The sequence below is a fragment of the Chryseobacterium sp. CH21 genome (genome assembly GCF_004119445.1).
Taxonomy (GTDB): domain Bacteria; phylum Bacteroidota; class Bacteroidia; order Flavobacteriales; family Weeksellaceae; genus Chryseobacterium.
Window position 1 is genome coordinate 13,810 of record NZ_QICI01000023.1, and the last position, 20,769, is coordinate 34,578.

General features: G+C 35.5%; 19 protein-coding genes and 2 pseudogenes. 11 read left to right on the top strand and 10 right to left on the bottom strand.

The genetic code is table 11. From position 1 onward, the window contains the following. Positions 1-3 precede the first annotated feature (3 nt). The 4 genes from BOQ62_RS03865 (at position 4) to BOQ62_RS03880 (ending at position 5,300) form a co-directional block, all read left to right on the top strand. Positions 4-2,757 (top strand): glycosyl hydrolase 108 family protein, encoded by a 2,754-nt coding sequence (locus BOQ62_RS03865; RefSeq protein WP_129037274.1) that lies wholly within the window; start codon positions 4-6, stop codon positions 2,755-2,757. 193 nt (positions 2,758-2,950) lie between these two features. Next, positions 2,951-3,676, top strand: coding sequence for a hypothetical protein (locus tag BOQ62_RS03870; RefSeq protein ID WP_129037276.1), 726 nt, complete (start codon positions 2,951-2,953; stop codon positions 3,674-3,676). A gap of 38 nt (positions 3,677-3,714) precedes the next feature. Then, positions 3,715-4,188 (top strand): hypothetical protein, encoded by a 474-nt coding sequence (locus BOQ62_RS03875; RefSeq protein ID WP_129037279.1) that lies wholly within the window; start codon positions 3,715-3,717, stop codon positions 4,186-4,188. A 269-nt stretch (positions 4,189-4,457) separates the two neighbouring features. Then, positions 4,458-5,300: a prephenate dehydrogenase gene (locus BOQ62_RS03880; protein ID WP_129037281.1), complete on the top strand. Its 843-nt coding sequence runs from the start codon at positions 4,458-4,460 to the stop codon at positions 5,298-5,300. A gap of 108 nt (positions 5,301-5,408) precedes the next feature. On the opposite strand, the gene BOQ62_RS03885 is transcribed toward BOQ62_RS03880, so the two are convergent. Continuing rightward, positions 5,409-6,827 (bottom strand): L-serine ammonia-lyase, encoded by a 1,419-nt coding sequence (locus BOQ62_RS03885; protein WP_129037282.1) that lies wholly within the window; start codon positions 6,825-6,827, stop codon positions 5,409-5,411. 181 nt (positions 6,828-7,008) lie between these two features. Here BOQ62_RS03885 and BOQ62_RS03890 point away from each other — a divergent pair, with 181 nt between their 5' ends. Both BOQ62_RS03890 and BOQ62_RS03895 read left to right on the top strand, forming a co-directional pair. Beyond that, the gene (locus tag BOQ62_RS03890; RefSeq protein WP_129037284.1) at positions 7,009-7,614 is read left to right on the top strand and encodes a Crp/Fnr family transcriptional regulator; all 606 of its coding nucleotides are present in this window, start codon (positions 7,009-7,011) and stop codon (positions 7,612-7,614) included. A gap of 31 nt (positions 7,615-7,645) precedes the next feature. Beyond that, on the top strand, positions 7,646-8,269 hold the full coding sequence (locus BOQ62_RS03895) for an FMN-dependent NADH-azoreductase (RefSeq protein WP_129037286.1): 624 nt from the start codon (positions 7,646-7,648) through the stop codon (positions 8,267-8,269). A gap of 166 nt (positions 8,270-8,435) precedes the next feature. Here BOQ62_RS03895 and BOQ62_RS03900 read toward each other — a convergent pair. The 6 genes and pseudogenes from BOQ62_RS03900 to BOQ62_RS03925 all read right to left on the bottom strand — a co-directional run bounded on the left by BOQ62_RS03900 (position 8,436) and on the right by BOQ62_RS03925 (position 13,787). Continuing rightward, positions 8,436-9,778: pseudogene (locus tag BOQ62_RS03900) on the bottom strand (ammonium transporter). Between the two features lie 107 nt (positions 9,779-9,885). Next, positions 9,886-10,527, bottom strand: a complete 642-nt coding sequence (locus BOQ62_RS03905) for an alpha/beta hydrolase (protein WP_129037288.1) — start codon at positions 10,525-10,527, stop codon at positions 9,886-9,888. Positions 10,528-10,645: 118 nt separating this feature from the next. Next, on the bottom strand, positions 10,646-11,272 hold the full coding sequence (locus BOQ62_RS03910) for a YceI family protein (protein WP_129037290.1): 627 nt from the start codon (positions 11,270-11,272) through the stop codon (positions 10,646-10,648). Positions 11,273-11,349: 77 nt separating this feature from the next. Then, positions 11,350-11,907 carry a YceI family protein gene (locus BOQ62_RS03915; RefSeq protein ID WP_129037292.1) on the bottom strand — a complete coding sequence of 186 codons (558 nt, stop codon included), beginning with the start codon at positions 11,905-11,907 and terminating at the stop codon, positions 11,350-11,352. A 150-nt stretch (positions 11,908-12,057) separates the two neighbouring features. After that, positions 12,058-13,107 (bottom strand): glucokinase, encoded by a 1,050-nt coding sequence (locus BOQ62_RS03920; RefSeq protein WP_129037294.1) that lies wholly within the window; start codon positions 13,105-13,107, stop codon positions 12,058-12,060. 116 nt (positions 13,108-13,223) lie between these two features. Beyond that, positions 13,224-13,787, bottom strand: coding sequence for a hypothetical protein (locus BOQ62_RS03925; RefSeq protein ID WP_121487098.1), 564 nt, complete (start codon positions 13,785-13,787; stop codon positions 13,224-13,226). Between the two features lie 375 nt (positions 13,788-14,162). Between BOQ62_RS03925 and BOQ62_RS03930 the strand changes: the two genes are divergently transcribed. Then, a complete protein-coding gene (locus BOQ62_RS03930) occupies positions 14,163-15,545 on the top strand; it encodes a DUF1800 family protein (protein WP_129037296.1) in 1,383 nt (460 codons plus the stop codon). A gap of 153 nt (positions 15,546-15,698) precedes the next feature. Further along, on the top strand, positions 15,699-16,883 hold the full coding sequence (locus BOQ62_RS03935; protein WP_129037298.1) for a DUF1501 domain-containing protein: 1,185 nt from the start codon (positions 15,699-15,701) through the stop codon (positions 16,881-16,883). Positions 16,884-17,251: 368 nt separating this feature from the next. On the opposite strand, the gene BOQ62_RS22350 is transcribed toward BOQ62_RS03935, so the two are convergent. The 3 genes from BOQ62_RS22350 to BOQ62_RS03945 form a co-directional block, all read right to left on the bottom strand. Next, positions 17,252-17,389 carry a hypothetical protein gene (locus tag BOQ62_RS22350; RefSeq protein WP_164723343.1) on the bottom strand — a complete coding sequence of 46 codons (138 nt, stop codon included), beginning with the start codon at positions 17,387-17,389 and terminating at the stop codon, positions 17,252-17,254. Positions 17,390-17,495: 106 nt separating this feature from the next. After that, positions 17,496-18,515: a helix-turn-helix transcriptional regulator gene (locus BOQ62_RS03940; RefSeq protein ID WP_129037300.1), complete on the bottom strand. Its 1,020-nt coding sequence runs from the start codon at positions 18,513-18,515 to the stop codon at positions 17,496-17,498. 70 nt (positions 18,516-18,585) lie between these two features. Continuing rightward, positions 18,586-18,921: a HopJ type III effector protein gene (locus BOQ62_RS03945; protein ID WP_129037302.1), complete on the bottom strand. Its 336-nt coding sequence runs from the start codon at positions 18,919-18,921 to the stop codon at positions 18,586-18,588. A gap of 159 nt (positions 18,922-19,080) precedes the next feature. Here BOQ62_RS03945 and BOQ62_RS24215 point away from each other — a divergent pair, with 159 nt between their 5' ends. The 3 genes and pseudogenes from BOQ62_RS24215 to BOQ62_RS24225 form a co-directional block, all read left to right on the top strand. After that, positions 19,081-19,731, top strand: a complete 651-nt coding sequence (locus BOQ62_RS24215; protein WP_410494177.1) for a hypothetical protein — start codon at positions 19,081-19,083, stop codon at positions 19,729-19,731. After that, entirely contained in the window at positions 19,728-20,213 is a 486-nt protein-coding gene (locus tag BOQ62_RS24220) for an RtcB family protein (RefSeq protein WP_410494178.1), read from the top strand. Before BOQ62_RS24215 ends, BOQ62_RS24220 begins: the two co-directional genes overlap by 4 nt. Positions 20,214-20,218: 5 nt before the next feature. After that, positions 20,219-20,461 (top strand): annotated as a pseudogene (locus BOQ62_RS24225) (RNA-splicing ligase RtcB); the annotation flags it as partial. Positions 20,462-20,769: the final 308 nt, after the last annotated feature.

Sequence of the window (20,769 nt, forward strand, 5' to 3'; positions counted from 1 at the left end):
GCCATGACAGGAAATATTATCGGGAATCAGAATCCTCTGGTAGGAACGACCTACTCCTACGAAGTAAAACCTTCCATTCTCTCCTTCGGATTGAAAGGTGATTACGAATGGTATCTTTATAAGAAACAAAAGAACGGAAGCTGGAAAGACATTACCAGCCAACCAAAAAAAGGCGAAAAAGTAACCTACAAATTTGGAGAAATAGCGCTGGGAATAGAATTTCAAATGAAAGTCTATGAAACTAAAAAAGGTATTTTACCGGGACTTCCTGCTACCAAAGAATTGGTGGCTAGTCTTATATTGATTCCTGCCAGTAACAAAGTTTCAAAAATAGATAAAGTAATCCTCTTCAACAGAGGTGCAAAAGACGTTAATAAAGCCAGTTACCGTGATACGCTTATCGCGCAGGCTCACTGCATCGCCATGTTTAATAAAGAGATTGAATTCCATCTTTGGGAGGATGATGCGCCTGGAAAAGGTCATGACTCTGTTATCAATAAAAATAACCGCCATACCCGCAGCTACAAAGCTCGCGTCAATGAAAAAGGGATTGCAGAAGTACAAATACCTTTGATGTCTGATGAAAAAATCCTTCGCCAGATGGCCAATCAGTTTATGATGAAAGGTGATAAAAGTGAAGGTGCCAACCATGAGTATTATGTTACGGCAACCTATTCAGGGAAAATCCAGGGAGCCAGCCAGGTGAATGTAAATGTAACCAATCCGGATTATAAAGGGCAGCCCCAAAACCAGCCCAAACCTAAGCCGCAACCTGAGAAACATACACCCAAATTCCCGGCCGGACAAGGAGGAGCTCCCAAACAGCCGGATCCTAAAGGTAATATTATAGAAGCCGTTTTCATTGATGATACAGGAAGAGAGCTTTCCAAAGTCGCTGTAGGTGATAAAGTAAGGGTAAGAATTCATTCCAAAAACATGGTAGGAAAACACATCCAATATGTAGTCTGGGAATATGATACCACTTCCAATGATGAAGTTTACAGAAGTGGAAACATTAAAATTCCTGCCGATGTATGTGATACTTCAGGATTTATCATTACTAAAGATATTTTTGGAAAAGGAATAGACTCCCGTATCGGTGATCCGGATTCCGATAAACAAAACTATTTCATTGAAATTATCTCCAAAGATCTTTCTGCGGAATCTCAGAAATTTGGGGTAAATTCGGAAGGACTGATGGAAGTGGAAAAGATGAAGAGTGCGGCTGCAGTTCAGAAGCAGCCGAAGGCAGATAAAGGATGTGGTGGCAAATATTGCATTGATAAAAACTCTACTCCTAGTGAGCTAATTAGAGAAATTAATATTCGCTTAGCTGGTTTTGGAGGAAATGTACCTACAGATAAATTTACAGACAGAACTAAAAAAATGGTTAAACAGTTTCAGAGAGATTACATGAAGGTGACAGAAACTGGAAAAGTATGTGGTAATGTTTTGAGAGCTATTGATGAATTCTCTAAAAATTTTGAAATTAATACAATATTATGGAATCAATTAAAATGCTCGTGTAGTACAAAAGGTAAAAAAGTAACAAGTACATTAAGAGGAATTCTAGAAATTAATAATTGTAAAGGGTTTGGAGATCGTACAGGAAAAAACACATATAAAGGTACTGCAAAAACTGAAGCCAATAATAAATATGAGTATCCAGGTATTCATCGATCTTTATTATTTGGATTTAAGGCATTGCAATTCTATTTTAATAAACAAGCTACTTATAAAATTGATCAATTTACATCGGGATATAGATGTCGCTTCAAAAATTATACAACAACCAACCACCAAGGAAAAGCAATTGACATACAATTCAGTAAAGGTAATTGGCAAATAAGAGGTGAAAACAAGAAAAACCTTGTGGAATTAAGATCAATGAGAGATTCTATTTTTGTTAAATATTTAGGAGCTCAAAAAGAATGGCCTAACCCAAATTTGTTCTCAATCGAACCAATTGATTTACTTTATAATAATAAAGGAAAGGTAAGATATGATCACACTTTTAGCTGGATTCATATGGATGTAAGGCAATTTGATTCGCAATATTTAGAAGATAAATACTTTTGCACAAGTTTAGTAACACTAAATGGGAAAAGTATTGTTCAACTAGCAATTGAATTAGGTTATAATAATACTTGCAATTGTTATGAAACCTATCAGTCGCAACAAAACAAACCAAGCAATTCTCCTCTTAGCACTTGTGAAGATAAATTCAAAAAAATAGCTCCAATAATTTTGGAACATGAAGGAGGGTATAAAAATGAACCTTCTAAAGATAAAGGAGATCCAACTAATAAAGGGATATCATGGCCTGTTTGGCAAAAATATGCAAAAGAAGATCTAGGAGTTGAACCTACTGAAGAAAATCAAAAAAAGATTACTGAAGAACAAGCTACCATTATTTACAGGAAAAGATATTGGGAACCTAAAGGTTATTGTGAAGTGAAGAATTTAAAAGTAGCACTTATGGTATATGATTGGAGTATTACTTCGGGAGGTGCAATTAAAGAAGTTCAGAAATTACTTATTAGTGAATTCAACCAAACCATCACTATTGATGGAGGAATGGGAAAAGAAACTGCAAATGCCTTAAATCAACCTGCTGATCAAGAAAAATTGCTTACTAGAATAAGTGAAATTAGAAAAGCTTATTATGATTATGGAGCTTCTCAAAATTGGTTCTCAGAAGATTATTTAAAAGGTCTTAAAATAAGAGTTGATAAATGCTTAAATTACACATTATAGATTTTAAATTATGATATATAGATTTTTAGTATTAGTTTGCCTTCTAGGTAGTATAATTTCGTGCAAAGGTCACGAGTCCAAAGAAAATAAAGTTGTTAGTAATGCTACTGTAAGTAACGAAAGAAAGCTCCCTGAAGTATGGCGATGGAAGTCAGAAGACAAAAGTCAAGAGTTCACGTTGAAAATTCTGAAAATGACCAAAGACTCATTATTCGCACAATATTGTGCAGTATACAACAATGGACAAAAACTCGACTGTGATTTTGAAGAAAACATTAATATAAAAGCAGCTTTTAATAAGAGCCAAGAAGCATATATTGGTAATTTTCAAAGTTTTTTCAATTCGGGAAAGGGAACATGTTTTATAAAAATAAATGACAACGCTTTAATTTGGACTATTCTTAAAATACCAAATGGTGAATATTATGCCCCCAATAAGTGTATTCTAAAAAAAGAGAAAGAATTAGTTAATAATAGTATTAATCTGCCATTTGATTATGAAAAATATAAACAAGTTTGCATACAATCAAATACTATTGATTGTCAAAAGAGATATCCTTCTTTGAATAAGACAGAATATAACAAAGTAATAAAAATTATAGATATTAAAGAGGGTGCTCCAGAATCTATATTTTCTCTAAAGCCAATCCCCCAAAGCAACATTAATATATATATTTTCAATTTTGAAGGAGATTCCAGTTCACAAGAAATCGTTACAATTAATAATAATAATAATAATAAAGTTATCAGTCGCCAATCAATAGGTTATGCAATGCCTGAAGAAGATACTTATGATTCTTTTATCATTAACTCGGATATGACTATTGATATCTACAAAATTAGTTTTGCAGACAAGCTAAATAAGAAAAAAAGTGAAAAATATAAAATACTAGCTAATGGTACTATTTCCAAAATTTGAAATAAGAATAACCTAATTCTAATTAGACTAAAAACCAAATGATGAAAAACTTTTTAATTTCACTATCGCTCATATTTCTATCATACTCATGTGAACAGAAGAGAGAAGAAAAAAAGGACACCCTTAATAATCAAAGTCTTGAATCTGATTTACAAAAAATTACCGGAAGTATTTCATCATCAAAACAACAGATTTCAATTCCATCGGGAGAATATTTTGCAACCAACGAGAAGTTGGATGATTATGGAGTTTCATTGAAAATTGAGAAAGATTCTATCATTTATACAGAATCTGGAAATATGGGAAAAATGTATAATCAATATCTGCTTAAAGAAGATAAAACTGTTGATGGAAAAATATTTTTAAAATATTCAGAGGTGATTAATGGATATACTGGTGATGCAGATAAACCGCTTTATTTTGGTATTCTTCAATATGATAAAGGCAAATTATTGTTTGAGAGTGAGTACACAGAAAAAAAGTATGGATTAAAAAATGTAATATTTAAATAATTATTACAATATATCTTATTTAGAAATTTCAAACCTTTAAAAATAAGTAGTCAGCTCTTTAACAAAACCAATTCATCCCATCTATAAATAATTTAGAAAAGAAATTTCGTTTCATTTAAAAAATATTTTTACCTTTGCTAAGTGAATTTTAACAACGGAACATATTATTATAGAATTTTTACCTCAGCTCTGGGATAGGGATTCTTATGAATATAATTTAAAACCTCGTCCTAGGGACGAGGTTTTTTTATTTTAAACAATAGAAAAAGATGAAAATAAGTATTATTGGAGTAGGATTAATCGGTGGTTCAATGGCCTTGAAATTAAGGGAGAAAAACATCGCCAGCTTCATCTACGGAATCGATAACAATACACAGCATATCAGTGACGCATTAGAACTTAAAATCATTGATGCCGGAGTAGATCTTGAGCATGGAATTAAAAATTCTGATCTGATTATCCTTGCAATTCCTGTAGATGCTGCCAGAAAGCTATTGCCCTCTGTTCTTGATTTAGTAACTGATCAGCAGACGGTAATGGATGCAGGTTCTACAAAAGCTGGAATTGTAAATGCAGTAAAAGACCATCCGAGGCGTTCAAGATTTGTAGCTTTCCACCCGATGTGGGGAACAGAAAATAACGGTCCGAAATCCGCTATTGCAGAAAGCTTCTCAGGAAAGGCTGGAGTAATCTGCAACAAAGAAGAATCTGCAGAAGATGCGCTGAACATTGTTGAACAAGTAGTTAATGCCCTTGATATGCACATGATTTACATGGATGCACAAGATCACGACGTCCATACCGCTTATATTTCCCATATTTCCCACATTACGTCTTATGCCCTTGCCAATACGGTACTGGAAAAAGAACGTGAGGAAGAAACTATTTTTCAGCTTGCAAGTTCAGGTTTTTCAAGTACGGTACGTCTTGCCAAATCGCATCCTGAAATGTGGGTTCCCATCTTTAAACAAAACAAAGAAAATGTGCTGGATGTGCTGAACGAACATATTTCCCAGCTGAGAAAATTCAAATCTGCCCTTGAAAAAGAGAATTATGAATACCTTGAAGAACTGATCACCAATGCCAACAGAATCAGAGGAATTTTAAGGTAAGCAATTCCACACGATACTAAAAGCCCAGCGGTTTTTACTTTTATTTTATTAAGAAACCCTTAGACATTACTGACTAAGGGTTTTATTTTTAAAACAATGTCATTTCTGTTAACACTCCGGAACGTTCACGGCAATTGCAAGCCCGCCTTCTGAAGTTTCTTTAAAACGGTCACTCATAGACTGAGCGGTTTCCCACATCGTAAGAATCACCTCATCCAATGTTACCTTTGCCTTGGTTGGATCACTTTCCAGTGCAATATTAGCAGCAGTGATTGCTTTCATAGCACCCATTGTATTTCTTTCGATGCATGGGATTTGTACAAGTCCTTTAATTGGGTCACACGTTAATCCAAGATGATGTTCCATTGCAATTTCTGCCGCCATCAATACCTGTCCTACGCTTCCACCCAGAATCTCTGTAAGTCCGGCTGCTGCCATTGCAGAAGACACTCCGATTTCCGCCTGACATCCTCCCATCGCTGCTGAAATAGTCGCATTTTTCTTGAATAAGGTTCCTATTTCTCCTGCCACAAGTAAGAATCTCACAATATCATCTTCACTGATAAATGGTGTAAATGCCTGAGAATACATCAATACTGCCGGAATTACCCCACTCGCTCCATTGGTAGGTGCTGTAATAATTCTTCCGAAACTTGCATTCTCTTCATTTACTGCCAGTGCAAAACAGGCAATCCATTTGTTGATATTGGTGAAGTTTTCTTCAGCATCTACAACCTGCTGGAACCATTCATCTTTATTTTTATAAATCTTGTCTCCTAACAGCTTTCTGTTGATTCCTGCTGCTCTTCGGGTAACATTCAGTCCGCCCGGAAGGATTCCTTCTTTATTAACGCCTTTATAAATGCATTCTTTAATCTGCTGCCAGATATAAAGCGCTTCCTGTCTCGTCTCTTCGTGAGTTCTCCAGCTTTCTTCATTCATGAAAATCAAATCTGATATTTTATCAAATCCCAGCTTTTCACAATATTTTGCAATATCCGAAGCCTTATGGCAAGGATATAATGTACGTACACACTGCTTTTGAATAGAGTTTTTTTCCTGGCTCGCAATGAAACCTCCGCCTACAGAATAAAAATCCTGCACCAACTCTGTCCCATCTTCGAAAACAGCTCTGAAGATCATTCCGTTAGGATGAAAATCAAGGCTCTTTTTCATATTTAAAATCAAATGATGTCCGTAAACAAATGGAATAATTTTCTCTCCTCCCAGGTTAATGGTTTGAGTACTTTTGATATACTCTATTTTCTCATCAATCTTTGAAGTATTGATGGTTTTAAAATCTTCTCCGTTCAACCCAAGCATTCCCGCAATATCAGTCCCATGCCCAATCCCCGTCTTGGCGAGTGAGCCAAAGAATTCAAGAAAAACCTCTTTAACTTCTTCTATTGATCTTTCTCTTTTTATAATCCTGATAAATGCAGCTGCTGCATTCCAAGGTCCCATCGTATGCGAACTGGACGGGCCTATTCCTACTTTAATAATCTCAAAAACCGATATTGATTCCATAAATGATTCGTCATTTTCCTCAAAAACAAAGATACATGATAAATCCTAATATATGCATAGCAAAATCCCAGATTTATTTGGTTTTGACAGTGCATAAAATAAGTATTTTTGTAATTGAACTGATCCTATGAATTTCAATCAGATCTATCATCACATTGCTCTTTTTAATTATTTTTTTTAAATGGAAACATTAATTAAAAGCATTCTGCAACATGTACAATTAAGTCCGGAAGAAATAGCGGTCTGTAAAAGTTTCTGGACAGAAAAAACATTGGAAAAAGGTGATTTTCTACTGAGAAACGGGGAAATCTGCCGCCATGACAGTTATATCATTTCAGGTGTTTTAAAAGCTTTCTGCATCAATGAAGACAACGGAAATGAAGAAATTCTCTTTTTAGCTATTGATCACTGGTGGGCTACAGATATTGCCAGTTTTTCAAAACAGAAACCTTCCATTTATAATATTCAGGCTGTAGAAAAAACAAAGCTCCTACAGATCAGCCATCAGTCCTTTCAAAAAATGCTGAAGGAAATTCCGTCCTTAGAAAGATACTTCAGAATCATTCTGGAAAGCTATCTTGGAACCCTGGAAAAAAGAGTCGTGTTCAATCATATGCACAAAGCGGAACAGAAGTATTATGATTTTCTGGAGATCTACCCCGACATTTCCTCCAGAGTTCCTCAGTACCTGATTGCTTCCTATCTTGGTGTAACTCCTGAATTCATCAGCAGAATTAGGAAAAAAATAAATCCTCTTGAACTAGATCAATTTTTCAGGATTAAATAATTAGGAATTTTGTAGTATAAATTCTTAACAAATGAAAATACTGATTATTAATGCCAGTGTAAGAAATGAAAGATCTTACAGTAGAAAATTAACCCAGCTTTTCGTTGAAAACTGGACAATCAAATATCCTCTTGACACGTTCACTTACAGAGAAGCAGGAACTGATACGATTCCCAATATTGATGAATCCTGGATTGCAGGAGCTTTCAAAAGATCTAGAGATAAAACTGAAGAAAACCAAAAACCTTTACAGCTGAGCAATGAACTCGTCAAAGAGCTCAAGGAACATGATGTGTATGTGATTGGAACTCCCATGTACAACTGGTCTATTCCGTCCGGATTGAAAGCTTATATCGATCAGGTGATGCGGATTAATGAAACCTGGAAATTCAAATCTGGAGTTCCGGATGGTGATTATGTAGGACTTCTTGAAAATAAAAAGCTTTTTATTCTCTCAACCCGTGGTGATACCGGATATGGAGAAAATGAAAAGAACGGCCACATCAATTTTCAAACGACTTATCTGAAACATATTTTCGGAATTATGGGCGTGAATGATGTCACCATTCATTCCTTAGATAATGAAGAATTCGGAGGTGAAGTCTTTGAAAATTCTAAGAATAAAATCTTCGAAGCCATTGAATCCATTCAATAAAGTATTTTTGATTTAATATAACACTCAGCAGGCTATCTCAAAAGCTCAATTATTGGGCATTTATCATTCTAACGAAGGAATAATCTTTAATAACCAGACTGGTAAGATTCTTCACTACATTTCATTTCATTCAGAATGACATTTTTGAGACAGTTTACTCTTTTTCTCAGCTGAAACTTTCCTCATGCTGTGACAGATCAAGCCCCTTATTTTCAGACTCTTCAGAAACTCTGAGAGTAATGATAGCATCTGTCACTTTATATAAAATCAATGAACCGAAAAATGTAAAACCAGAAACCAAAACTAATGCTGCCATATGATGAAGAAAAACCTCTAGCCCTCCATGTAATAAGCTTGCCTTTTCACCATGAGCAAAGATAGCGGTAAGAATCATTCCCATAATTCCCCCTACTCCATGACAGGCAAAAACATCCAGCGTATCATCTATTTTCTTTAACCCTTTCCAGTTCACCATTATATTAGAAACTATTGCTGTGATAAATCCAATAAAAAGGCTTTCCTGAATGCTTACAAAACCACATCCCGGAGTAATGGCCACCAGCCCTACAACTGCTCCAATACAAGCCCCCAAAGCAGAAACGCTTCTCCCATTGATTCTGTCAAAAAAGATCCAGGTCATCATTGCTGAAGCAGAAGCAATAGTGGTTGTTCCGAAAGCAGTAGCCGCAGAGACAGAAGCACTCAGTGCAGATCCTGCATTGAAACCAAACCATCCGAACCACAGCATTCCCGTCCCCAGAAGTACATACGGAATATTGGAGGGTTCATGATGCGGATTTTTTCTGTTGCCAACCACCATAGCTCCGGCAAGAGCTGCAAAACCTGCACTCATATGTACCACGGTTCCTCCCGCAAAGTCTTTCACTCCAAAATATTTGTTCAAAAGGCCGTCAGGATGCCACACCATATGACAAAGAGGAGTATAAATAAAGATGCTGAAAAGAACAATAAATAATAAATAAGAAATAAAACGAACCCTTTCTGCAAAAGATCCGGTAATAATAGCCGGAGTAATAACGGCAAATTTCATCTGAAACAGGGCAAACAGAATAAACGGAATAGTAGGTGCCATCAGTTTATGAGGCAGATTTCCTACCCCGTTAAAAAATGGATAACTTAAGGGATTTCCAATGATTCCATAATGTTTTCCGGCAATAGTAACGCCCAGGGATTCACCAAATGACAAAGAAAAACCTAAGACCACCCAAACCATAGAGATCACTCCTAAAGCAATAAAGCTCTGCAGCATGGTAGAAATGACATTTTTTTCCCGACCATTCCTCCATAAAAGAAAGAAAGACCTGGTGTCATGAGCAGAACAAGTCCGGCCGCGGCCAAAATCCAGGCTACATCAGCGCCTACAATTTTATCTTCACTTAGAAATTCTCCCGTATCAGGAATACCTGAAGCCGGATTCCAGAATAAACCTCCGATAGCTACAAGTGAAATAACAGAGAATGAAACGATCCACTTTAATCCTACTTTCATAAAATTTATATTTAACCCTATCAAATTTAAACATAAATTTCATAAAAATCATATTTTTAAACAGACACCCCTATAAAAACACTATTTAATCAATAATATTTATTTTTTTAAGAAAACACCTCCTTCAGTATTTTGGAAACCTCTTTAGATTTGGTAGCCGGGAAAAGATGAGTTCCCCCTTTCACTACATAATCAGGATTGGAATAACGGATGGGAAAAACAATATCTTTATCTCCCAAAATCTGAATTACATTAGGATTTTCCTCAAACTTCCATTCGGAAACCTTTTCTACAGACCATTTCAGATAATAAGGATCTCTGACTTTAAAATATTGTAAAAGTTTAGGATTTTTAGGATCAAAAAGTTTTCGGACAACAGCATATACATTGGCTGCTTTATCGTTGAATAAACCCACAGGCAATATTCTTGGGATTTTGGTAACTTCACCGGTCTTAATAAATTTAGACTTTTCCTTATCCGATTTTATACTTCCCAGAATGACTACTTTCTCTGCAGGTTTCAATTGATTAATTTCCTGCACCATAATTCCTCCAAAAGAATACCCCAACAGGCAGAACGGCTCAGAATCATCTACTTTTTCTGCCATTCTTTTAACGTAGGTATCAAAAGGTTCATTTTTTTCAGGAATAAGCCAATCTATAAAAATTAATTCATAGTGTTCGGGAAACTCTATTCTTTCAAGGACTTTAAAGTCTGCTCCCAGACCACTTACAATATAAATTTTCATACCACTAATTTATGAAAAATACAGAAACAAGGGAATGACCGCACGTAATCTTTATTCAATGAAACATAAAAAAAGAGCAGCCCTCACGAACTGCTCTTCTGTATTTATAAAATAGATCTTATTTTTTCTTCTTTTGAATTCTGTTCTCGTTATCCAACATTTCAGTCGTCACTTTGAACTGGATGTCCATTTCATTCTTGATGAAATAATCTTTCAATGAAGACTGATAGAATACTTTAAAGTCTCTTCTGTTCAGGGAGAACTTTGCAGATTCAATAGATGTTGTAAACTGAGTAACATATACATTTGCAGGGAAAGAAATTGTTTTTCTCACTCCTTTAAGGGTAAGGTCACCGTACACTGTAGAATTGTATTCACTGTTTGCTAAAGGAATAATTTTAGTCAAATGGAATTTTGCAACAGGGAATTTTTTTACTTCAAAGAAGTTGGTACTTTTCAGATCGTTGGTAAGCTTGATCTGATCTTCATCAGAAACATCTCCCGCTATCATACTTCTCATATCTATTACAAACTCTCCATCTACCAGAACCGTATGGTCAAAATTGAATTTTCCGCTTTTTAGCTTTACCGTTCCTGAGTGGGAAGAAGCTTCGGTTTTCACCACTTTATACCCCCACCATCTGATCTCTGATGAAGTCACTTTTGCAACCTTATCAAATTTCTTTTGAGCAGAAACAAATGATATACTTGCGCACACCATAGCAAACAATAGTAATCTTTTCATTCTTTTTTATTTACAATTCAACAAAAATAAAAAAAGTGTAGAACTTCTACACTTTTAATAATCTTTTTTTGATTAATTTATTGAGCAGTTACCTTTACAAGCATATCAATATCATCTTTCACAAAAACATCCTGCATTGTAGACTTGTACGCTACGTCAAATTTTTGTCTGTCGAAAGAGAATTTGTTTGATACTAAACTTACTACTCCTTTGCTGTAAGAAATCTTAGCAGGGAAAGAGATTGGGCTTGTTTTTCCTTTTACAGTAAGGTTTCCGGTTACAAGAGAGTTATACACTTTATCGTTGTTTTTCTTTATTCCTGTAATTTTGAAGCTTGCTGTAGGGAATTTTTCAACTTCAAAGAAGTCACCATTCTTAAGGTGCCCGTTCAGTTTTTGTTGATATTCTCCTGTAAGGTCAGTAGCATTGATAGAAGTCATATCCAATACGAAGCTTCCGCCTACCAATTGGTTTCCTTTCATTACCATATCCCCAGACTTTACTTTTACAGTACCGTCGTGAGAGCTAGCCTCAGATTTTGCTACTTTATATCCCCACCAGTGTACATCAGACGCTACTACTTTCTTTGACTGTCCGAATGCTAATCCACCAGCTAAAACTGCTAATAAAAATATTTTTTCATTGAATAGAGTTGTTTACTTATTTAACGATACAAATGTAAGTATCTTATTCAATAGATTTCATTGATGTATATCAATAAAAATTATTATTTTCATGAATAATATCATCCCATAAAAAACTCCGGGAAAATCCGGAGTTGTATTTTATAGTTGGTAGTAAGCCGTATAAAGTGCTATACCATTTAATGCTGTATGATTTTGCTTGACCAGATAGATGGGAGTATTTTTAAGCATTTCCTCCATTTTATCACTGATCTTGAATTTCTCATAGAATTTCGCCTTATCGATATATTCTGCGATCATCTGTGGAATATCTCCAGCAATCAGTAACCCTCCGGTAGCTTTAAGCTTTAATGTAAGGTTGTTAGCTTCTCTTGCCAGGAACTCAAGGAAAGTATCTAAAGCAATTCTGCAGATCAAAACATTCTCCTCTACAGCAGCTTTATAAAGTTCTTCCACAAAATTTCCCTGTGCAAGACGTTCTCCTAACCATTCCGGTTCAGGGTGTCTTTTTACATCTCTTAAGAATCTGTAAATATTGAATAACCCAGACTTTGAAAGTACATTTTCCCAGCTTACAATACCATAGATATTATTCAGGAACTGGTAAAACTCAACTTCTACGTTCGTTCTTGGTGAAAATTCTGAGTGCCCTCCTTCTGTTGCGAAAGGTCTCAGGTATTTTCCATCAAAGAAATATCCCGCTTCTCCTAATCCGTTGCCGGGAGCAAGAACGGCTACATTTCCTTTTTCAAGATGTCCGCTTGTATAAATGGCTTCAAGGTCATTATCTTCAAGAAGAGCCATTCCGTAAGCAGAAGCTTCAAGGTCATTTAGCATATCCACCTTTTCAAACCCGAAATCACGGGCATATTCTTCAACATCTAAATTCCAGCCCAATCTTGCAGGACTACTCTTTCCGTCCAATACAGGGCCTGGTACAGCCATTCCAAGACGTTTTACATTCTGCAACTGATTATCCTGAATAAACTTCTTTAAAATATCTGAAAAAGAAGCATATTCTTTAGTTGCATATTTATTTTGTACTTGTATCTCAAGACCTCCGTTCCCGGAAATGAAATAGCCTAAGATCGTTATATCTTCACGGAGACTTGCCCCAATGATAGAAACATTATCATTATTACTGTTCTCTACTCCTGGTAAATAAAGTGGAAATTTTGGATTCAGAATCATAACCTCAAATTTTACCAAATATAATAATTGTTTTTGTAAATCCTGCACAGAACAAAAAAACCTTTCCACTTTCGTGAAAAGGTTTTGGTTAATAATTGTTTATATATTAAATCTAACTACTTTCCTAATGGAATATTGTAACCGAATCCTACACCGATATTCCCCACATTATAGTCCTGACCTGGCAAATCTCCTTTTGTTCCTACAAAAACCTTCTGGTATTGTACGAAGAAATTCCAGTCTCTGTTGTGGTATCCGATCTCCGGTTTGATGTAGAAACCTCCGCTTGCTCTTTCAACATTAGTGTTGGATGCTACTGTTTTATCTCCAACCAGGAACCCATATCCTAAATCAGTTCCGAAATAGAAACCTGTTTGTTTTGGGTAAATTCTGATTAAAGCTGCCACAGGCACTACTCCTACATCATTGTTTTTATATCCGTTGTTCTCTTTTCCAAAATAGTGAGTATATCCTGATGCGATACCTAATCCGAATCCTGGTGTAATCAGGTTCTGGTAAGCTACATCCACTCCTACTGCAGCAGAAAGATTATCTGAAGGAACTGCTAAACCAACATTTGCGCCTACTTTGATCATATTATTCATTTGAGAACTTTGGGCACTTGCTATACCTGCTGTTAAAATTCCAGCAAGTACTATTGCTTGTTTAAACATTTTCATAACTCTAATTTTTAAATTTTACTAAACAAGAAGATGTAAAAATCATGCCAAGCAAGGGTTTTTCTTTGATTTTAACACTCGAATAATTCATAAAACAATGAATATCAATGAATTATTTTTAACAAAATTTAAATGTTTGTTTAACAAAAATTATCAAAAATGATAGTAAAAAGTGAGTTAATAGAAAATTTCACATCGGAAAGGAAATTGGAGACTGGATGTTGGAAGAAATATACCACCCAAAACTAATCCTACTTTAATATACCTAATAATTTCCAGCTTCCTGCTTCCTGCCTTCTGCAATATTAACAAACCTTAACCCGTTTATTATTTTAACTTTTATCTTCGAAATACATCAAAAAAATAAATTCTCTCATGATAGCTGATTCATTATTAAAAAACAAGCATCTTCTTTGGCGGGCAGGTTTTGGTGTTGGAGTTAATCAAATTGACGATTTGAAAAATAAAAACATTAAAACGTTGATGAATGAATTATTGAAAGAAGGGAGCTTCATCGAAATTACTTATGATACTCCAGATCCTGATTTGACGGCAGATTATATGAGCAGTACAGCTCCTGCAGAAAAGAAGAAAGAAATGCAGCGGATCAACAGGGAACAAAATAACGAACTGAATCTTAATTTCCTGAACACAATCGTTAACAGTAAGGAACAGATGAGAGAAAAGATGGCATTTTTCTGGCATGGCCATTTTGCATCAAGAGTACAAAATCCGAGGTTCAACAAACAGCTTTTAAATACGATCAGAAAAAATGCACTGGGAAATTTCAAAGATCTGCTTTTTGAAGTAAGCCAGTCGCCTGCGATGCTTAATTTTCTTAACAATCAGCAGAATAAAAAGGATCATCCTAATGAAAATTTCGCCCGTGAAGTCATGGAACTTTTTACCATGGGCAGAGGCAATTATACTGAAAAAGATGTAAGAGAAGGAGCCAGAGCCTTTACAGGATGGAGCTATGATAAGGAAGGAAATTTTAAGGAAAGAAAAAACCTTCATGATGAAGGCAGCAAAACTTTTTTAGGAAAAACCGGAAACTTCGATGGAAGTGATGTGCTCAATATTATTCTGGAACAAAAGACCACTGCACAATTTATCACTACTAAGATTTACAAATTTTTCGTCAATGAAAAACCTGATCAGGAAATGATCAGTAAACTTAGTACCAATTTCTATAATTCAGGATATGACATCAAGAAACTAATGACTGAGATATTCTCAAGCTCATGGTTTTATGATCAAAAGAATATGGGAAATCGTATAAAATCACCCATAGAGCTAATGGCTGGGATTATGCGAATTCTCCCTATGCAAATTCAAAATCCTGAAAACCTCATCGTGTATCAGAAATTATTGGGACAAATGCTGCTTTATCCTCCCAACGTAGCTGGTTGGCCCAACGGAAAATCATGGATCGACAGCTCAACTTTGATGCTGAGACTTCAGGTTCCGCAGATATGGTCCGGTCTCCGGCCTTTAGAATACAGTCCCCGACAGGATGATGACATAGACATGGGCATGAAATCCCGTGAAACCGTTCTAAACAAAAGCTTTAAAAACCCGAATATCACCATCGACTGGGATCGTATAGAAAAGCTTTTTGCCCATAAAAACTGTGAAGACTATCTTCTGCAGAATACTCAAAGTCTCGATATGAACTCTGTCAAGAACTTTTCTGATAAGAGCATAAAAATGAATGTCATCAACCTGATGTCTACTCCGGAATACCAGTTAATGTAGGGAAAAGATTTTAGGTTGCAGGTAGTAGGTAATTGCTGTCTCAGTATAGCTTAACTGCCATCTATATATTATCAAATAAATTTTAATAAATACAACCTAGCACTATAACCTGCAACCTATCACCTGCCACCTTTATCCTAAAAAAGCAAAATTATGTTAATCAAAAGAAGAGAATTCCTCAAAATAAGTTCATTGGCCACCGCTTCTATGCTGATGCCGAATTTCTTAAAAGCCATGACCCTGGATGAAGCGCTGAATCCCAATCAGAATATTCTGGTAGTTCTTCAGTTTACAGGCGGAAATGATGGCCTGAATACGATTATTCCCACTAAAAATGATATTTATTTCAGGGAAAGGAAAACACTGGCCATTCAGAATTCTATGCCGTTGACAGATGAAGCAGGAATTAATCCGTCACTCTCCTATTTTAAAGAACTTTTTGATAATGGAGAGCTTTCCGTGATGAATAACGTAGGGTATCCCAATCCGGACAAATCTCATTTCCGAAGCATGGATATCTGGCAATCGGCAAGCAGAAGCGATCAGTTTCTGGAAACAGGCTGGTTAGGACGTTTTTTGGATGAAGAATGCTATCGTTGTGATCATCCAACCCAGGCTTTGGAAGTTGACGACATGCTAAGTCTTGCCTTAAAAGGTGAAAATAATAAAGCTTTTGCCTTTAAAGATCCTAAAAGACTTTATCAAACCAGTCAGGAAAAATATTTTAAATCTCTTTACGACCATCATCACGATGATGAAACAGTGTCTTATCTATATCAGACCTTAGGTTCTACCATCAATAATGCTGATTATATTTTTGAAAAAAGCAAAGCCAAAAAGACAGAACAAATCTATCCCAATTCTCAGTTAGGAAAGGATTTTAAAACCGTTGCTTCGTTGATAAAATCTGATATCAATACTCAGGTGTACTATCTTTCTGTAGGAAGCTTTGATACGCACGTCAATCAGAATGACAGACAGAAAAAATTATTCGATGACATCAATGAAGCGGTAAAATCATTTGTGGCCGATATGAAAAGTAATGGACTCTTCAAAAATATACTGCTGATGACATTTTCAGAGTTTGGTCGTCGTGTAGCTCAGAATGCCAGCAACGGAACGGATCACGGAACCGCCAACCAGATGTTCTTTATCAGCGGAAACCTTAAGAGAAAAGGCATACTGAATGCGCTTCCTGATCTACAAAATCTGAATGAAGGCGATCTTATCTACAAAGAAGATTTCAGAAAAGTATATGCTACCATTTTGAAAAACTGGCTTAAAGCGGATTCCTCCAAGGTATTGGGATGGAAAGACGGTATCTATGATTTTGTGTAGGGAAACCGCAAAAGTCACAAAAGTTTTTTTAGAAGCATTGACCTAAAAAAATGGATAATAAGTATGTTTAGATTCCTACGGAATGACACAATTGGAATGATGATCCATCCACACAGTTTGTCATTCCGTAGGAATCCAGCCACAATGATCCAGAAATAGGTATGAAGAGAAAAATTACAACCTTGGCCAATACCTCAACTGAAGACGTAAAAATTCCCCTCCTCCGGAGGGGTGGCAAAAATTCAAAGAATTTTTGACGGGGTGGTTTTCAGCATTCATCAAAAAGATCCATCAATAAAAAAAAAGAGACCGTACATCCTCATGACAGTCTCTTTTTAAATAATTTTAAATTTTAACTACTTTTACGTTTAAGCCGTAATTTGCTTTGGTTCTTTTTCTTTCTGATCTTCTTTCTTGTCAAGTTTTTCAGATATTTTTTTAACAATATATTCTATCGCTATGGGTGCTAAGATTGCAATTAATGCTTTAAATATTCTTGATTTCATAATTAACTTGGTATTATTGGATGATTAGTACAATTTCCAAGCCAAGATAAAATGTAAAAATAAATTATCTGTAATAATCCTTTATTGATGGTACATTCAAAACAGATTAGTTTTCATCAGGTACAATCAGATTCTGATAATTTTTACTTCCTGTTTTAAATTTCTCTTCCATTTTCACTCTTAATTTCTGAGGTTTATGAACAATCAAAGCGTCACCAAACCCAAGAAGCAACCTTTCTAATTCAAAATTGATCTGAACACATATTTTAAAGAAAGTTCCTTCAACATCTTCTTTTATAATCTCCTGACTTTTATGCAGCGGCTTGGTTTTTACATAGGGAGCATTTCCGGCATCTACCCAGAACACTACATTTCTTGGATCCATTGATTCTGAAACCGTTACTCCTACAATATCTTTAAAGTATTCATCTCCATCCAGATCTTTGTCAATATACTGAAGATTATCATCTACTTCAATACTTTCCATTCTGTCTAATGCCAGATTGTACATTTTCTGTTTGTAAAGACAGATCAGAAACCAACGGTTGTTGAATTCCTTCAAGAGCTGCGGATGGACCGTAAAAATATTAGATTCTCTTGCTGTAAAACTTTTATAAAGAATCTTCAGTACTTTTTTATTAGCAATACTCTCATATAGAATATCAATATGCTCCAGGCCTTTTAACTGTTCATTTTTATCCAGATGAATAATCGATTTCTGACTGGTTGAGTGGATAGAGTCTTCCAGTTTCTGGATCACTCCATTCATCTCCTTGAACATTGAAAAGTCTTTGAACTGTTTTAAAATCTGAACAGCATTATTCATCGCTTTCAGATCACTGTCATTCACAGAGATATTATGAATGCTGTAATCCGGATCACTGTAACGGTAGTATTTTCTTTCGTAGACTTCAATAGGAGCTTCATATCCGAATTTTTCACTCCGCATATTCTGAAGATCAAGCTGAACGGTTCTCTTACTTACAAAAGATTCCTTTCCTTCATATTCAAATAATGCTTCCGAACATTCATCAATGAGATCTTCCAGGGTATATTTTCTGTATTTGTTTTTAAGACATTTATCTAATGTTTTATACCGGATCAGAGCATTTTTATTGGATGACATACCTTAGTGTTTAATGATTTGGTGTTTTTTAATAAGCAAATCTGCTTTTTTTCTGCTCTTTTCTTAAAGATTATTTTTCTTTCAAAGCATTTTCGTCAAAAGTAATCCCTTCCCAACCGAACTTCATGAAGTTTCGGATATTCTGGTGATCAGTTCCCTCCGGGTTTTTCAAAACATCTTCACGATAGAACTCCCCAAAAAGCCAAAGGGTTTCTTCTTTTTTCAGATCATGAATGCTTGCGAAGCTGAACACTTTACAAGAACCATTATTCTGTCCTGCCTGATTGGTAGTGTCTCCGTTTTGAAATGCGGTAGGAGTAAATTCATAATTTTCATCAATGTGAGCAATAACATCATTGAACTGAATTGTTTCAGGGAAATGTTTTAATTGTTCTAATAATACCATGAGCCTTGTTTTTTTAAATTATATACTATTTTTACGAATTAGTAAATCTACTTTTTCGTCATTTTCACAAACTTTTTGTAAAAATAATTAAAATTTCTTTATCTGCGCAAAACTATTGCGCAACAAGGTTATTACTTTGCATCATCAAAATGAAACAAAATGGAATTTAATGGAAATCATTTAATCGAATTAGGATATAGACCAGCAAAATGGTTTAAAGATGCCATTAGCTATATCAACGAGAATAATCTGGAGGAACATCAGATCACAGAATATCTGGTAAAGTTCAAACAGCCGGATCTTATTCCGCTTCATGAAACAGCTAAAGATTTTATGATCAACATACGTGCGGAGCACGAAAGTGAGAATGATAATGTGGAAAAAGTAATCAAAACAATGAAAGTTCTGATGAAAACCCCTACGCTGATTAGAGGAGCTTTAATGCCGGATGCCTGCCCTACAGGTCCTGAAGGTCAGATTCCTGTTGGAGGTGTAGTGGTTGCACAAAATGCTATTCATCCAGGATTCCATAGTGCTGATATCTGTTGTTCCGTAATGCTGACAGATTTTGGAAAAACCAATCCTAAAGATGTTTTGGATGCAGCACATTCAATTACTCATTTCGGATATGGAGGGAGACCAAGAGGGGAACAGATGCCGATGTCCCAGGAACTGATGGATGCTTTCAGAGAAAATGAATTCCTAAATGATGAAAAACTGATCAGCATTGCCCGTTCTCATATGGGAACTCAGGGAGACGGAAACCACTTCCTTTTGTTGGAATTTCCAAAAATACAGGAAATACCATGATGGTAACGCACCACGGATCAAGAGCTCCGGGAGCAGCATTATATGATAAAGGAATGAAGGTGGCCAACCGTTTCAGACAGGAAATCTCTCCTGAAACATTAAGAGAAAATGCCTGGATTCCTTATGATACCAATGAAGGTAAATCCTATTGGGAAGCGCTGCAGCTGATAAGACAATGGACAAAAGAAAACCATACTTCTCTTCATGATGCCGTGCTGAATAAACTGGAAATGGAGAAAGAAAACAGATATTGGAACGAGCATAACTTTGTTTTCAAAGATGGAGATCTGTTCTATCATGCAAAAGGAGCGACTCCACTGGATGATAAATTCATGCCCGATATTACGGGACCAAGATTGATTCCTTTGAATATGGCAGAACCGGTACTGATTGTTCAGGGAAAAACAAATGAAAGAAACCTAGGTTTGCCCCACATGGAGCAGGAAGAAATTTTAGCAGAAGCCAGCATAAAAGATCGTTAGCTCATAAAACAACTGAGGAAATTTTCAATGAAGAAACAGCAGGATTAGATATCCGTTTCTACTCCAATGAGGTTGATATTTCTGAACTGCCAAGCGCTTATAAAAGTGCAAAGAATGTAAGAGCACAGATAGAAGAATATGGACTTTGCGAAGTTCTGGATGAAGTGATGCCTTACGGATGTATTATGGCTGGAGACGTTCAGAAAAATGCTCCGTGGAAGAAAAAGAAGAAATTCAGAAAAGCATGATTTTAAAAAACAAAATCTATAATTAATAAAAAAAACCTTACGGGTTTTAGAAACCCATAAGGTTTGAATAAAAACAATAACCCAAATTTCACAGCACTAAAAAGTTATTTTTTAAAAAAATTAAAGGCACAGAAAGTTCCTATATTTCCAGATTTACTTTCCGCCTTTTTACAACTTATAAGGCAAAGGGAGTTCCTATATTTTTTGGATAAATTACTCCCCGCTTTTTATAAACTATAGGTAAAAGGAGTTCCTATACCCTTCACTTTTAATGAATCTACTCCTCACTTATTTTTTAAACTTTAAAC

Coding starts and splice junctions, on each gene's coding strand:
- BOQ62_RS03910 (WP_129037290.1), bottom strand. CDS start 11,272: ATGAAAAGATTACTATTGTTTGCTATGGTGTGCGCAAGTATATCATTT.
- BOQ62_RS03940 (WP_129037300.1), bottom strand. CDS start 18,515: ATGTCATCCAATAAAAATGCTCTGATCCGGTATAAAACATTAGATAAA.
- BOQ62_RS03925 (WP_121487098.1), bottom strand. CDS start 13,787: ATGAAAATGTTTAAACAAGCAATAGTACTTGCTGGAATTTTAACAGCA.
- BOQ62_RS03890 (WP_129037284.1), top strand. CDS start 7,009: ATGGAAACATTAATTAAAAGCATTCTGCAACATGTACAATTAAGTCCG.
- BOQ62_RS24220 (WP_410494178.1), top strand. CDS start 19,728: ATGATGGTAACGCACCACGGATCAAGAGCTCCGGGAGCAGCATTATAT.
- BOQ62_RS03885 (WP_129037282.1), bottom strand. CDS start 6,827: ATGGAATCAATATCGGTTTTTGAGATTATTAAAGTAGGAATAGGCCCG.
- BOQ62_RS03930 (WP_129037296.1), top strand. CDS start 14,163: ATGATAGCTGATTCATTATTAAAAAACAAGCATCTTCTTTGGCGGGCA.
- BOQ62_RS03945 (WP_129037302.1), bottom strand. CDS start 18,921: ATGGTATTATTAGAACAATTAAAACATTTCCCTGAAACAATTCAGTTC.
- BOQ62_RS24215 (WP_410494177.1), top strand. CDS start 19,081: ATGGAATTTAATGGAAATCATTTAATCGAATTAGGATATAGACCAGCA.
- BOQ62_RS03895 (WP_129037286.1), top strand. CDS start 7,646: ATGAAAATACTGATTATTAATGCCAGTGTAAGAAATGAAAGATCTTAC.
- BOQ62_RS03870 (WP_129037276.1), top strand. CDS start 2,951: ATGACCAAAGACTCATTATTCGCACAATATTGTGCAGTATACAACAAT.
- BOQ62_RS03935 (WP_129037298.1), top strand. CDS start 15,699: ATGTTAATCAAAAGAAGAGAATTCCTCAAAATAAGTTCATTGGCCACC.
- BOQ62_RS03880 (WP_129037281.1), top strand. CDS start 4,458: ATGAAAATAAGTATTATTGGAGTAGGATTAATCGGTGGTTCAATGGCC.
- BOQ62_RS03865 (WP_129037274.1), top strand. CDS start 4: ATGACAGGAAATATTATCGGGAATCAGAATCCTCTGGTAGGAACGACC.
- BOQ62_RS03905 (WP_129037288.1), bottom strand. CDS start 10,527: ATGAAAATTTATATTGTAAGTGGTCTGGGAGCAGACTTTAAAGTCCTT.
- BOQ62_RS03875 (WP_129037279.1), top strand. CDS start 3,715: ATGATGAAAAACTTTTTAATTTCACTATCGCTCATATTTCTATCATAC.
- BOQ62_RS22350 (WP_164723343.1), bottom strand. CDS start 17,389: ATGAAATCAAGAATATTTAAAGCATTAATTGCAATCTTAGCACCCATA.
- BOQ62_RS03920 (WP_129037294.1), bottom strand. CDS start 13,107: ATGATTCTGAATCCAAAATTTCCACTTTATTTACCAGGAGTAGAGAAC.